This window comes from Neobacillus drentensis, from assembly GCF_021560175.1.
GTDB lineage: Bacteria > Bacillota > Bacilli > Bacillales > Cytobacillaceae > Neobacillus > Neobacillus drentensis_A.
Map to the genome: position 1 here is coordinate 2,411,226 of NZ_CP091110.1, position 14,720 is coordinate 2,425,945.

The 14,720-nt window shown below is 41.3% G+C and carries 9 protein-coding genes and 2 riboswitches; of the genes, 1 reads left to right on the top strand and 8 read right to left on the bottom strand.

Translation table 11 applies throughout. The features are described 5' to 3' along the window. Nucleotides 1-116: 116 nt before the first annotated feature. Complete coding sequence (locus L1999_RS11100; RefSeq protein WP_235743597.1) at nucleotides 117-1,286, bottom strand: MFS transporter; 1,170 nt, start codon at nucleotides 1,284-1,286, stop codon at nucleotides 117-119. 72 nt (nucleotides 1,287-1,358) lie between these two features. Then, complete coding sequence (locus tag L1999_RS11105; protein WP_235743598.1) at nucleotides 1,359-1,820, bottom strand: low molecular weight protein-tyrosine-phosphatase; 462 nt, start codon at nucleotides 1,818-1,820, stop codon at nucleotides 1,359-1,361. 74 nt (nucleotides 1,821-1,894) lie between these two features. Here L1999_RS11105 and pabB point away from each other — a divergent pair, with 74 nt between their 5' ends. Then, nucleotides 1,895-3,712, top strand: a complete 1,818-nt coding sequence (gene pabB / locus L1999_RS11110; protein WP_345790890.1) for an aminodeoxychorismate synthase component I — start codon at nucleotides 1,895-1,897, stop codon at nucleotides 3,710-3,712. Nucleotides 3,713-4,088: 376 nt separating this feature from the next. On the opposite strand, the gene atzF is transcribed toward pabB, so the two are convergent. From atzF to L1999_RS11140, 6 genes are all read right to left on the bottom strand, one after another. Continuing rightward, nucleotides 4,089-5,828, bottom strand: coding sequence for an allophanate hydrolase (atzF, locus tag L1999_RS11115; protein ID WP_235743599.1), 1,740 nt, complete (start codon nucleotides 5,826-5,828; stop codon nucleotides 4,089-4,091). Next, nucleotides 5,788-9,447: an urea carboxylase gene (gene uca, locus L1999_RS11120; RefSeq protein ID WP_235743600.1), complete on the bottom strand. Its 3,660-nt coding sequence runs from the start codon at nucleotides 9,445-9,447 to the stop codon at nucleotides 5,788-5,790. Before uca ends, atzF begins: the two co-directional genes overlap by 41 nt. Before the next feature lie 24 nt (nucleotides 9,448-9,471). Continuing rightward, on the bottom strand, nucleotides 9,472-10,122 hold the full coding sequence (locus tag L1999_RS11125) for an urea amidolyase associated protein UAAP2 (RefSeq protein WP_235743601.1): 651 nt from the start codon (nucleotides 10,120-10,122) through the stop codon (nucleotides 9,472-9,474). Continuing rightward, on the bottom strand, nucleotides 10,122-10,862 hold the full coding sequence (locus tag L1999_RS11130) for an urea amidolyase associated protein UAAP1 (protein WP_235743602.1): 741 nt from the start codon (nucleotides 10,860-10,862) through the stop codon (nucleotides 10,122-10,124). Before L1999_RS11130 ends, L1999_RS11125 begins: the two co-directional genes overlap by 1 nt. Nucleotides 10,863-10,917: 55 nt before the next feature. Beyond that, a riboswitch (guanidine-I (ykkC/yxkD leader) is annotated at nucleotides 10,918-11,020 on the bottom strand. 102 nt (nucleotides 11,021-11,122) lie between these two features. Continuing rightward, nucleotides 11,123-12,475, bottom strand: coding sequence for an APC family permease (locus L1999_RS11135; protein ID WP_235743603.1), 1,353 nt, complete (start codon nucleotides 12,473-12,475; stop codon nucleotides 11,123-11,125). Between the two features lie 64 nt (nucleotides 12,476-12,539). Then, a riboswitch (guanidine-I (ykkC/yxkD leader) is annotated at nucleotides 12,540-12,653 on the bottom strand. A 225-nt stretch (nucleotides 12,654-12,878) separates the two neighbouring features. Beyond that, entirely contained in the window at nucleotides 12,879-14,174 is a 1,296-nt protein-coding gene (locus L1999_RS11140) for a M14 family zinc carboxypeptidase (RefSeq protein ID WP_235743604.1), read from the bottom strand. Nucleotides 14,175-14,720 lie beyond the last annotated feature (546 nt).

The window sequence follows — 14,720 nt, forward strand, 5'->3', positions numbered from 1 at the left end:
GACAAAAATAAAAGAAGCTGCCCAAAGTAAGTTGAAAGACAACTTTTTTGAGGCAGCTTTTTTTAAAAGTTTTAGATAAATCAGGAATGACTTGCTATAGAGCTGTATATGCATGGTTAAACCGTCGCCTTTTGCACGGTTCTTGATTCTTTTAAGAAAATAAAGATAAATACCAAAAAGGTAATGAAAGCAACCACTGAATTGTATAAAAATACTTCACGCATCCCAATATATTCACTGGCAATCCCGCCTGCCATGCTTCCTATTATTCTAGCTAAACCTAAACTAATCAATCCATTCATCGTTTGTCCTGAGGCCTTAAGTTCTTTAGGTACCTCCTGATTGATATAGATAGCAAGCGTAACGGATAATACGATAAAAATTAATCCATGCAGCATTTGAATCGGAAGGACGAGATACGGATTATGGACAAAATAACAGAACAGCCACCGCAGACCAGCGAAAAAGGCAGTACTTACTAAGACAACGGGAATACCAAATCGCTCAATGATTTTATGGCCGAATAGTAAAAAAGGCACCTCACTGATGGATGAGAAAAGCATCGACCAGCCAAGCATACTATTATCTGCGCCTAACTGATTAAAGTATATCGGGAAAAATGCATAATAATACCCAAGGGTAATTTGAACGATAAAATTCAATAATATAAACAACATCAGTTTTCGGTTTTTTAATAAAACTAGTAGGGAAACCTTGTTTTTACTAGACTGATGGCCTTTTATTTTGGGCAATTGAGTGCAGATCAAAAGGGTTAGCAGCATAACAAGAGAGTAAACGATAAATATACTATTAATATTCTTTTTCGCCACTATCCCAAAAGCAACCGACATGATTGCAAATCCAATCGTTCCTGCTAGACGAATTGGACCAAAATTCCATTTGGTTCGAGCAAGATGTTCTAAAGTAATTGCATCATTTAAAGGATAAATTGATGTTTGAAAAAAGGTGACAAGACAAATGATTAGCAATAAATAAAGGTACTGATTGGATACCGGCAGTAACAATATGGAAACCGCACTTCCCAAAGCTAATAATTGCAGGACTCGGTTTTTACTTTCTGCTCGATCTCCAATGCTTCCCCACAGTGGCTGTGCCAGAATGGCAACTAATGGGCCGAAGCTTAAAAGTGTAGCAATGGTGGTCTGACTTAAATTAATACTTTTTAAGTAGACAGGCATAAATGTACCGTAGACAGCATTGCCCATATAAGAAATGGCATACAAACTAAGAAATAATAGATAGGTTCGAGCGGATTTATCTCCCAAAAAGTTCACCTCAAAAATTCATTTACTAAATCAGGTCATTAAACAGCAACTAAGTAGCTGAATAGCGTTATCTTAAGATTGTTCGGTATGAATTTTCTCCAGTAATGCTATACATCCTTCGGAAACTAGTTGGTAAGTCTCTTCAAAATCGCCCGTGTAATACGGATCTGGCACATCCTTTTTGTGTTCCGTTAGATCAAGTAAGCGAAGAATTTTGGGATGCTTAGGCTTTCCGGTAATCTCAAAGATATTCTTTACATTACTTTCATCCATTCCAACAATATAATCGAACTTTTCAAAATCCCTTTTGGTTAATTGTCGTCCGACCAGACCATTGGCAGAGATGTTATATTTCTTTAAAATTGCAAGGGTTCCTTTGTGGGGTGCTGATCCAATGTGCCAAGAACTGGTAGCAGCTGAATCGACTTTTATTTGGTCAGCTAAATCTTCTTTTTTTACTAAGTCACGAAATAACGCTTCCGCCATAGGTGAACGGCAAATATTCCCCAAGCAGACAAATAAAACATTAATCATTTCATTAGCTCCTTTTAAATTCTCTCGATGCTCTATAACCTATTATAATAGTAGATAAAATAAAAGGAAAAGAGTTGCTTTTCAGATTAATTATTGTCACTATTTATAATGTAATAAAATTATTATTAAAGGACGTCATGATGGATACAAAACATAGAGAACCATGGATCGTTTTTGAATTTGCTAATCGAGACGGTGAAATTGAACCCCTTATATTTAAAGAGCCAAAAAAAGTAATTTCAGCATTTACTATAGAGGAAGTATTGCCTTGTTTTCAGCTTGTTCAGGAAGAAGTAAATAATGGCTACTACGCCGCAGGATTTTTATCATACGAAAGTGCGGCGGCATTTGATGCTGCCTTTACTACAAATTCAGACAGCAAAATGCCGTTATTATGGTTTGGAATCTTTACGGAACCCGGGGGCGAAATCATTAGCACTCAAGGATCTTATACATTAACAGAGTGGGAGCCATCCGTTAGTTTAGAAGAATATACTCAATCCATTCATGCGATAAAGCATGGGATTGAGAGAGGGGATACCTATCAAACAAACTATACGATCCGGCTGCAGAGTCAATTTCAAGGGGATGATTATGCCTTTTTTGAGAGGTTGAAAAAAGCACAGACTTCGGATTATTGTGCGTATATTAATACGGGGGAGCATAGCATTTTATCGGCATCACCTGAATTGTTTTTTCGTTTGGAGGGTAACCAGATTACTACTCGGCCAATGAAAGGGACCATTAAACGAGGGAGGTCCTTTGAAGAGGACGAGGCGAATGCCCGATGGCTCTACCTTTCCGAAAAAGACCGAGCTGAAAATGTCATGATTGTCGATATGCTGCGGAATGATTTATCTGTTATTGCTGAATTAGGGACCGTTCAAGTATCAAAACTGTATGACATCGAACCCTATCCAACCGTCTATCAGATGACTTCGACTATAACAGCAACCGTATCTGAAAAGACGGAGTTTGTTGATATTTTTAAGGCACTCTTTCCTTGTGCATCGATAACCGGCGCACCTAAGGTTAGCACGATGAAAATAATCGCGGACTTGGAACCGGAGCCGCGTGAGGTGTATTGCGGGGCCATCGGTTATTTGTCTCCAAATAAAGAAGCGGTTTTTAATGTTCCAATTAGAACAGTCTTGATTGATCAGCAATCCGGTCGAGCAACCTATGGGGTAGGAGGAGGAATTACTTGGGATTCTACTTCTGAAGGGGAATATGAAGAAGTTCTTGCAAAAGCGAGTTTACTGGAGGAAGATAGACCCGAGTTTGACCTATTAGAAAGCTTACTTCTGGATAATGGTCAGTATTTCTTATTAAAGGAACATATGGAGCGGTTGAAAAAGTCTGCCAAATACTTTGGGTTTTCTATTCAAATGGGGGAAATCCAAAGGGAATTGGATGTATTCTCCCGCTTAAACTGTAGCGGCAGGTTAAAAGTGCGGCTCTTGGTAAATAAGGAAAGTGAAGTAACACTAGATGGCCAACCGATCTTACCTATGCCAGCCCCAATAAAGGTTATACTTGCCGATAAATCAATTGATATGGATAATCCGTTTTACTACCACAAAACAACCAATCGATCGGTTTATACTAATTTTCAGGTAACGAAGCCTGCGGACGTTTTTGATGTATTACTTTGGAATAAAAATGAGGAGTTAACGGAATTTACGAATGGAAACCTTGTCTTGGAGATAGAGGGGGAATTATGGACACCGCCTGTGAACTGCGGCTTGCTGGCAGGTACCTTTCAAGAGAAATTAATCAAGGATGGAAAGATCCATGAGAAAGTCTTAACCATTTCGGACTTGCGGCAGAGCTCAAAGATTTGGTTTATTAACAGTGTACGGAAATGGCTAGAGGTGGAATTAGTGGACTAGAGTGAACTATAATTTACTTCGGACAGTCCCGCGTGATTAGAGGGTAAAGGTGTCCGAACATGGCAAGACTTCGGACAGCACGGCGTGATTAGTGGCTAGAGGTGTCCGAACATGGCAAGACTTCGGACAGCTCCGGGGGATTAGTGGATAGAGATGTCCGAACATGGCAAGACTTCGGACAGCTCCGGGGGATTAGAGGCTAGAGGTGTCCGAACATGGCAAGACTTCGGACAGCCCCGCGTGATTACTGCCTTGAGCTGTCCAATCTTGGCTTGAAAAAACCAACTGGGTAGTCAATCAAGGAGATAGACGGCTTAAGTATCAGCTTTAAAAGATAAAAAGGCCATGTACTTTGTCTACATGGCCTTTTTATACATCATAAATAGCGCCAGCCACCAGTATATGAAATATCCTCGGCATTTTCGGCAGCGATGGCCTCACATACAAATCCTAATACTTCTGTCCCATCTTCCAGTTCAACCCTTCCAAGTCCAAGAGGGGAAGGGATTAGAGCAGCAAAGGATCCAAGCTCTGACAAAGGCATTTCCCATAACTCTACTTCAATCGAAGCCCCTGCACCATTTGTACGAATTAACCCTGGTTTTGGAGGAAGTGAGGGTAATTTAACCATTTTATATTTAAGAGCGGTTTTAGCTGCTCGAACAAATAACGCCCCATGATCCTTCATTTGTTTTTCAAGCGCAAATCCTCTCATATGAAGGCCGCAAACTGCTACTAGTGTAGTAGTTTTATTTACTGAGGAACCTGCACCATTTAAAAATAAATCCGATAGGCCGGCAATCAAGTGTTCATTCACATGACTAGAAAACATCGTCACTCCAAAAGGAAGATTTTTCGCAGCATCATCACAAGGTACAGCAATCGCACACAGGTCCAATAAATTACAATGATTCGTATAAAGTCCCATTTTACTGTTTGTTTCAATTGAATTTTCCCGTACTTGTTCACGGGTCCAGGTACCACCGGAAGTAGGCATAATCAAAACCGCATTTTTAAGATGTTGATGTGCTTTTTGTTTAAATGCTTGCAGTTTGTGAATGGCTTTAAAAACAGAGGCGGCATCATAATCCGGATTAGCTCCATTACGTAGCACCTTTTCTGTTACTGGAAATACAGCTTCTTCATTCGACTGAATGAATGATCCTAAATCGGACCAGCGCTCCGCCACCCATGGTCCATCATAAAGGATCGAAGCCGCCTCTGAAAAATAACTTCCATCGATGAATTCAATTGGAATAGAAAGACTCTTAATCCGGTCAACAGTCTGCTCCCAAGCTTGTCGATACTCGTCTGCAAACGGGCCAAAGAATTCAGGTTCTTCTTTTAAAAGCACAACTTTTTCCGGCAAAGCATTTGTGCTGCGTTTTAGCTCACGAGACCAAGGGTCAGTTTCCTCGAACCCGCGGACTATTTCATCAACAAGTAATGCATCCGCAAGGCTATTAGCAAAGACGGTTACGCAATCTAGACTTGCGCAAGCAGGAACCACTCCCTTCACCGGCCAAGCTCCAAGACTTGGTTTAAAGCCTACAAGCCTATTTAATGCTGCTGGTATACGGCCCGAACCTGCTGTATCTGTACCCAGTGAAAAAGCCGCAAGTCCCCGAGCAACGGAAACCGAAGAACCAGAGCTTGAGCCGCCGCTGATTAGGTCGGGGGAGAGGGCGTTTTTCGTTTCTCCAAAAGGGCTGCGAGTACCTACAAGTCCTGTTGCAAATTGGTCGAGATTTGTTTTGCCGATAGGAATCGCTCCCGCTTCTATTAAGCGTTTCACTGCTGTCGCATGCTCAGTAGGGGTGTAAGAATAGTCAGGGCAGCCAGCAGTGGTAGGAACATCTGCCAAATCAATATTATCTTTAATCGCAAAAGGGATTCCCCAGAGTGGTGTTTGCTCTGGGTCCATCTTTTTTAAACCATTAAGATAGGGCTGGATCATCTCCATCGAAGGAGGGATAATCCAAATATTAAACGCTTTGTCTGCCTCAGCACGTTTAACAATTTCCTTGCAAACAGCCTCAGGGGTAAGTTTTTTAGAATGATAGTTTTTCTTCAAATCATGAATGAACAGTGTTTGTAACATGTTGATGGTTTGCATCGTGCGCACCTCGCGTTTCTTTAGTAATAGAGACAATTAACTGACCTGCATGAACTTCATCTCCAGGTGAAACATGGACAGAATGAACATATCCATCACATGGGGCCAGCTGTGGAAACTCCATTTTCATACTTTCTTCTATTATTAATGTGTCACCTTTTTTTACTTCATCACCAGGAGCTATAAGCACTTTCCAAATGCTTCCTGGAAGGGAGGTGCGAACCCCTTCAGCACCTTCAGGCAGAACTTCTTCAACCGTCTCTACCACTTCATGCTCGGAAACAAATTCAGCCAGACCATTTTTTCTCCAGTTTTCACGCTCCGCACGGAAGGCAGCTTGCTGGGTTTCACGGAAATCGTCAGTACTTTCTTTAATAGAATCGAGGAAGGTTAAATAGTCACCTAGTTTAAAAGATGTTTCCGTAATATCCACTTCGAAACGGCCGCGTAAAAAGTCCTCACGCATTTCAAGCAATTCCTCGGCACTGACTGGATAGAATTGAATTTGGTCAAAGAAGCGAAGCAGCCATGGTTTGTCAGCTTGAAAGCTCTTTGTTTCACGAAGTCGATTCCATACTTGGACCGTACGGCCAACAAATTGATAACCTCCTGGCCCTTCCATTCCGTATACGCACATATAGGCGCCGCCAATTCCTACGGCATTTTCCGGCGTCCATGTCCGCGCCGGATTGTACTTCGTTGTCACTAAACGGTGCCGGGGGTCAACTGGTGTAGCAACAGGAGCCCCTAAATAAACGTCACCAAGACCAAGCACAAGGTAGTTGGCATCAAAAACTATTCTTTTCACATCTTCAATATCATCGAGACCATTTACTCGACGAATAAATTCTAGATTGCTAGGGCACCATGGAGCATCTGGGCGAACATTTTGTTGATAGCGATCAATTGCCAGTCTTGTAGCCGGATCATCCCATGATAGCGGCAGACGAACAATCCGCGAAGGAACTTCCATTTCCTCAAGGCGAGGCAGTTTTTCATTAATAGATTCGATCATTTTACAGACTAATAGGGTTGACATTTTGTTTGAATCAAAATGAACCTGCAATGAACGAATGCCTGGTGTCAAATCAAGAACTGGAATTTCAGTTTGCACTTTGATGGCTTCCATTAAAGCGTGAACCTGAAATCGAAGGAGAAGATCAAGCTCTAAATCTCCGTATTCAATCAGAATGTTCGCATCACCAGCTGCACGAATGATCATTGGGAAATTCCCATCTGTATTTCTTTTAAGAATGGGGTAGTCTGTTGAAAACTGCTTTACCTCACCAGGCAAGGAAGGAACTGCAGAAACGCTTGGATCATTTGTACCAAGTCCTTCCAAGAATTGCTCCTGCTGTTTGCGTAGTTCATCTGCTTCTTCAAGAGTTAGTAACCGGAACTGGATACGGTCGCCCGCATGAAGCTGGCCAATCTTCCAGAATTCAGCTGATGCGGTAGTGACAGGACATACAAATCCACCCAAACTAGGGCCATCGGGTCCAAGTAAAATCGGCATATCTCCAGTTAAATCCAGTGTTCCAATTGCATAGGCATTATCGTGTATATTCGATGGATGGAGACCTGCTTCGCCGCCATCTTCTCGTGCCCAAAGCGGAGCCGGACCAATTAAGCGGACACCAGTCCGTGAACTGTTAAAATGAACTTCCCAGCTAGTACTTGTTAATTGATCTAAATAGTCTGGTAATAAAAATTCCTCGGTACAATGCGGGCCAGGGATTACACCAATGGTCCAGTTTCGTTCAATAGAAGGTTGGTTTATGGCAGGAAGCACACTTACTGCCATAGTCTTACTATTATTTACACGTAATACATCACCGGTGCGAAGTGCACGGCCGCCATGACCGCCAAATCCACCGAGTGTGAATGTTGATGCACTGCCGAGATGAAGCGGCATATCCAATCCGCCTGCTACTAATAAATAGGTTCGCATGCCGGATACCGTTTCACCAAAGGACAACACTTGGCCGCGTTTAACCGTTAGAACCTGATACATTGGAACATCCTTTTCATCGAGCTTTGCACTCATATCAGCACCTGTAAGAGCAATCCTCATATCACTGCGGAAGCGATAGGAGCCGCCGCGAAGTGTTAATTCAAGGCCAGCTGCATGATCTTCATTCCCAATTAATTTATTTCCTATCCTAAAAGAAAAGGGATCCATAGGTCCGCAAGGCGGTACACCTACATCCCAGTGACCGATGCGGCCAGGCCAATCCTGGACAGTTGATTGGATGCCGCCATCAAGGACCTCAATCGCAGATTCATCCGGGAAAAATTCCTTTAACATTTGCGTATGGACATTACCTGTACGGCAATCTTCTTCTTCTAAAAGCGCCTGTATATATTGAAGATTTGTAGTCACACCATAAAGGCGGGTTTGCCCGAGAGCTACACTTAATTGATTAAGCGCTTCTTCACGGGTCTCTGCATGGACAATGATTTTCGCAAGCATTGGATCATATAGAGGAGTCACAACTAAACCATCTCGAACCCATGTTTCAATACGGGCAGCATCTGAAAATTGAACCTTATCAAGCTGACCGCCGCTTGGCCGGAAATCATTTAAGCAATCTTCAGCATAAATGCGAGCTTGGATACTGTGTCCTTTTGGTGATGAATACAGTGAATCTAAAGAACGTAATTCACCGGCCGCTTCACGAACCATCCATTCAACTAAATCAATCTTCAATACTTCTTCCGTCACACCGTGCTCCACTTGAAGACGTGTATTCACTTCGAGAAAGTAGAAGCGCTTTTCATCTGGATCATATAAAAATTCGACTGTTCCCGCACTTCGGTAGCCAACTTCCTGGGCTAATCGTTTCGCACAAGCCAGCATATCATCTCTTACGGAAGCAGGGAGGCACGGGGCAGGACTTTCTTCAACGACTTTTTGATTGCGGCGTTGAATCGAACAATCACGTTCACCGAGAGCAGCCACTTCACCAAACTCGTTTCCAAAAATTTGAACTTCAACATGACGGGCCTTTTGGATGTATTTTTCTAAAAATACTCCACCATTATTAAAGTTGGCCTCTGCCAGCCTCGAGACGGATTCGAACGCATCGCGAAGGGACTGTTGTTCTAGACAAACACGCATTCCAATCCCGCCGCCGCCCGCAGTGCTTTTTAACATCACCGGATATCCAATCCGCTCTGCCTCTACTAAGGCAGTGCTTAACTCAGTAATAAGTGATGTTCCAGGAAGGAGAGGAACATTAGCCTTTACAGCAATTTCACGTGCGGAATGCTTTAAACCAAACACTTCCATCTGTTCTGGAGTAGGCCCAATAAAGGTAATCCCTTTTTCACGACAAGCACGGGCAAAATCAGCATTTTCGCTTAAAAAACCATATCCGGGATGAATGGCATCTACATTATTTTCTAAAGCAGTCTTTAAGATTAGTTCCATATTTAAATAACTTTCTTTAGCAGCCCCATCTCCGATTAAAATGGCGTGATCGGCGAGGTCGACATGTAGAGAGTCTTGATCTGCTTTTGTATAGACTGCGACAGACTGGATGCCCATCATTCTTAGTGTTCTTTCAATTCGAACGGCGATTGCACCGCGGTTAGCTATTAATACATTTTTAAACATGGATGAGCACTCCTTTTGTTGTGGTTATTTATCCCAAAGCAAAACTTGAATAGGTGTAGGGTTATAGGCGTTACAAGGATTATTAAGCTGCGGGCAGTTACTGATTAAGACGAGCGTTCTGCTAATGGCCTGCAGTTCAACATATTTGCCTGGTGCTGAGACACCATCTTCAAATGTCAATCCTCCTTCTGGTGTAACAGGCACGTTCATAAAGAAATTAACATTTGGAGCCAAATCGCGTTTTGAAAACCGGCTGTCATGCTTAGCTAACTGGAGCATGAAGGTATCGCGGCAATTGTCCATTGGCAGGGTTTCATGCGAATACCTAACGGTGTTACTTTGCGCTGAACAGGCACCCCCAAGTGTATCGTGACGGCCGCATGTATCTGCGACAATTTTGACTAGCTCTTTACCGGATTCGGAGACAAGCACGGATCCTGTTGATAAATAAACGTTACCTTGCCTTTGAATGGTATTGACGGCACTATAATGATCAGAAGGTTCATCAGCGTCATAAAAAAGTGTATCTGCCGCTTGATTTCCTTCTAGGTCGACGATTCGAAGAACCTGACCCGGCTCAAGGGTGTAGATCCATCCTTCCCCAGCAGGGATGGTTTTGTGAAAAAATACATTTTCATTTTTTTTGTCACTAACTGCATGATTTAAAACGGCCATTATTGAATTCCTCCTTTGGAAAGTGAAAGGTATTCCCATGTATTTTCAAATGCACGCTGGTTTTCTGGACGATGGTTGAAACAACTATCATTCTCTTGAATGGGTTCAGCTTCGGTAATTATGACTTGAACAGGTACGGATGGGTAAGTGGACGCTGGGTTTAGCGGGTTCGGTGTATTGGATAAAACTAAAATAACGTCCATCTCTATTCTCAACGTGATGGTGTCACCTTTTTTGCTGTGATCTGAAACATAATGCAGATTTCCATCATTGTCACAATAAACTTTAGAAAATAAATTAACGACTGGCATAAGATCTCGAGGCGTTAAACCATTGCGGAATAGCTCCACTGCAAAGTTTTCTTCACCGCTTCTGTAATAATCATTCCGTTCGTTTTGATAAGTTGTTATTCCATATTTTTGATTGGTAAGTACCCGTGAAGTGTAGCCAGAAAGGGGATCATGCCAGCCGAGTGAATCTTCAATGATGCTCGCAAGGACCCTGCCGTTGTCGCTCATGAGGACATTTCCATTGGTTAAATGGGCAGTGTGCTGGGCTTTCAGGGTATCCGGCATATTGTAACGTTCGGACAGATCATTTGCGTTATATAGCAGCAGGGAAACATTCGCACCCTCCTCGAGAGCAGTAAAGGTGATTTGTTTTCCACGTCTGATCAGAGTTGACCATTTTCCGCCAGCTGGAATCATTTTTGAAATTTTAGATGGTGATAGAGACTTCATGTCATTTTTCCTCCTATTCAGTAATAAAAAAAGGATAAAAACCATGGGGAGATGAATCTCCCAGGCTTTTATCCTTCCGTGTATACAGCATAACTGTACGCTCTCTCTCGGACCAGTCTTTAAAGTTTACTTTAAACGGAACCCTAGACAGCTGTTTGTTTCCAACTTTTTGCGGAAACCATTATTTAAGATGAATTTAGTATATCGTTAGGCTGTGAGCTTCAACAACATTCATGTTATATTTTCTAACACGTTTTTTATTAGTCAGCTATTTGTTTCACCTTTGAAATGGAGTATTTTCTCTCCTTAGCCACTTCCCATTTTGATTTAACAATTAGGTAAACAAACCCAACAGCTACCCAAATCAATCCAATCATAAGGGTGGTTTTATCAAGCAAAGTAAGCAGCCAACCGATAAAACCAGCACCAATGAGAGGGAAGACTAAGTACAAAAATGTTTCTTTTGGTGCTCTTCTTTTCTGCTTGATATAGTAATGAAAGATGACTGAGTGATTAACGAAGGTAAACGCAGTTAGTGCTCCAAAACTTACAAATAACACGGCTGAATCAAGATTAATGAACACAGCTGAAAGAGAAATGACCGAAACAAACAATATGTTGGAAACCGGTGTTTTATATTTTGGATGAATCGTCGTAAATAATTTTTTTGGTAAAATCGATTCACGGCCTAGAGCAAAAAGGAAGCGGCTGACACTTGTTACGGAAGAGACACCCTGTGTAAAAGTCGCTACGATTAGTACCATGATAAAGAGCGAGCTTAACAAGTTGCCTCCAACGAGCTGAACAAGGCTGTATGCGGCATTATCCGGATTGGTAAACGTGAAATGTGGAAAGGCAATTTGTGATAAATAAGATATGGCAAGATACATAATGACGGCAATGACGACAATCAGGTAAATCGCTTTCGGTATCGTTTTCTTTGCATTAATTGTCTCTTCTGCCATGGTTGTCACAGCGTCAAAGCCGAGGAAACAAAAACAGATGAGCGCAGCGCCCGATAGAACTCCGCCAATAGAAATATGATCGTTAAAAAATGGGGCCAAAGAGAGGATCGAGTTAGAACCAGTCTGGACAGTTAGAATATCCTTCGCTACTAAAATACAAAATAGAATGATAAAGGCAATTTGGAAAAGGACCGACAAGCCGCTAACACGTACAGCTGATTTAATCCCGACAATGTTAACAATGGCTAGGACAACGTTCATCACGATAATCCATACAAAAACAGGAATAGAAGGGAATTCCGTATTCATAAAAATCCCGAAAGTCAGAATCGCAATAATTGGTGAGAAAATATAATCTAGTAAAAGGGCCCATCCAACCAAATATCCAGCAATGGGGTGGACTGCTTTTTTCGTATAGATATATGCAGAACCAGCAATGGGATAGGCCCTGACCATTTGACTATAGCTATAGGCAGTAAAGAAAATCGCAATAAATGCTGTTACATAGGCAGCAGCGAGCATTCCTCCGGCAGCCTCAAAGGCTACTCCATAGACAGTGAAGTAGATCATTGGTGTCATCCAGGCCAGCCCCATAAAAACAACTTGGTGCAGTGTCAGTGATTTTGCAAGTGTTGGTTTTCCATTCATTTTCATCCATCCTTTTCCGTTGTGGTTGGAAAAGAAAAAGCCCGGGAGAATTTTATAAATAAAATTCTCCCGGGCTTTTATCCCTCCGTGTATACAGTGAACTGTACGCTCCCTCTCGGACCAGTCCTTAAAGGAGTCTTTCAAGACCTCTTTAAACGGAACCCTAGAGAGCAATTTTTGTTCCTCTTTTAAAAGTCGAGAAACCTTTATTTGGTTGATAAGTTGAAGTATATAGGAGAAAAATAAGGATTTCATTGAATGTGTTAGGTTTCCTTACACAAAAAGTAAAAAAATTTGGGGGTGATAAGATATTCCTACCGATCTCGAAATGGAGAGTCATAAATAGGTTTTTAAAAAAGTACAAGGGATGAGCTAAAAAAGCCCATCCCTTGTATCATTATTTTTATTTATTCCCGCCTGCGTTTACTGGCAATGAATAATCTGGGATTGCATCATAAACTGCCGGATCTACGTTCTCAATTGAACCATCTGCTAAACTATTAAGAACAGCCATAACCGGTACTTTTGCTGTTTCCTTTAACATCCCATTTTGCTTTTGACCCAATGTTTGGGTTTGTCCCTTTATTTCAATCAACATGGTGGCAGTTCCATTTAATTGAATGGCGCCTAATCCTGATCCTGGATAGTTAACCTGAGGATATTTTTGAATCGCCCCGTAAGAGGAATTTCCCCGCTGTAAGGATTCATAGGCAACTGCATTTACCTTTTTGCTAAATGTTTCTACATCTTTATCCACTTTATACGTCCTTCCACTGAAAGGATCTACGTATGGTTTAGTTGTAAATAGAGCTAAAAGCTGAATAGAGACGGAACGATTGTCTTCTTCTGATAATTGGTTAAAACCGCGGTGGTGAAGGTCAATCGCCACATCCGGATTAAATTGTTTTACTAATGATGTTAAGGCACGTGTTTCAGGCGAAAAGACAAATGATGCTTGTGAACCATTGTTCGTGCTAGTGCTATTTAGGAGATTGGCAACTTTTTGTGGATCCTTTTTAATTTCGTTGTTTATATTAAAGTCGTAATTTGGATTGAAATCACGATTTAGGTCAAAACCAGGGATTCCGTATACGACTTTTCCCTCATTATTTTGCGCCCGTTCACTGCCTTCAGCATTGTAATACCAAGGAGCGGTAGTGCCGGCTGGCAGTCCTAATTCTTCTGGATTCCAAGTTTGGTGCGAGTATCGAACAGGGAATGGCTTGCCTTCGTATTGATTTGCTGTACCGTCCGGATTGACTCGAGGGACGAACCAAACATTTACCTTGTCCAATATATTAGCAGCCTCTTTGCCTCCAGCTGATAGTTTTTGGATTAACTCGACAGCAGCTTCAGTACCAAGCGGTTCGTTGCCATGAATTTGCGTATACACTAGTACACGTTTTTTGTTCGGATTGTTATCGCCTAGTTTCGCAACATAAAGGGGATAGCCATCATTGGATGAGCCAAATTGTTCCAACTTCATTTTTCCATTAGAGGCTTGTTCCAATTGTTTCAATTTTGCTTCTAATTGTTCATTCGACATAAAACTTTCAAAGGAAAGATTCTGTTGGTCCTGTACCCATGGTCCATTTGGCGTTGTGGTTGGCTCTGCAAAAACTGCCGTGGTGCCGCATCCAAGTGTAGCAGCTAGAATGCCGGTTGATAGTATGTATCCGAATACTTTTTTCTTTTTCATCACTTATTCCCTCCAAGTGTTATTTAATCAAAGAAATACTAACATACTTCGTTTATCTAATAAACTATCAATTAAAAAAATTTTGAAAATTGGTAATATACTACTAATGTTAAGTAAAATAATTGATTTAACTAGAACCAAATAACTAGATGAAAAACATGTAGAATTTTCAAATAAATTGGTGATGAAAAGAAGGTTAGATTCATTGGAGATGCGGGAAGAACATAAATATGAATAATTGTTATATCAAACCATTGGATTAATTAAATAAATGTTGAACTATGATCTGAAGGGGGAGTTTCAGTTGAAAATTAATAAACCTGAATGGCTTTCACTTAGTAAGGATATAAAGGTGAAACTTATCCGCTTAGCAATCTTAGAAAATACATCTAAATATCTCTTAAAACAGGGACGATAGAATATAGCAAGTTTGACAAAAAGTAAACAATAAAAAGAGGACCCCTAGAGACAAAACTAGTGGTCCTCTTTTTGGTTTCATGAAGTTTATGAACAAAATGGTGATTAAGTTTTTAATGTGACTTAAAT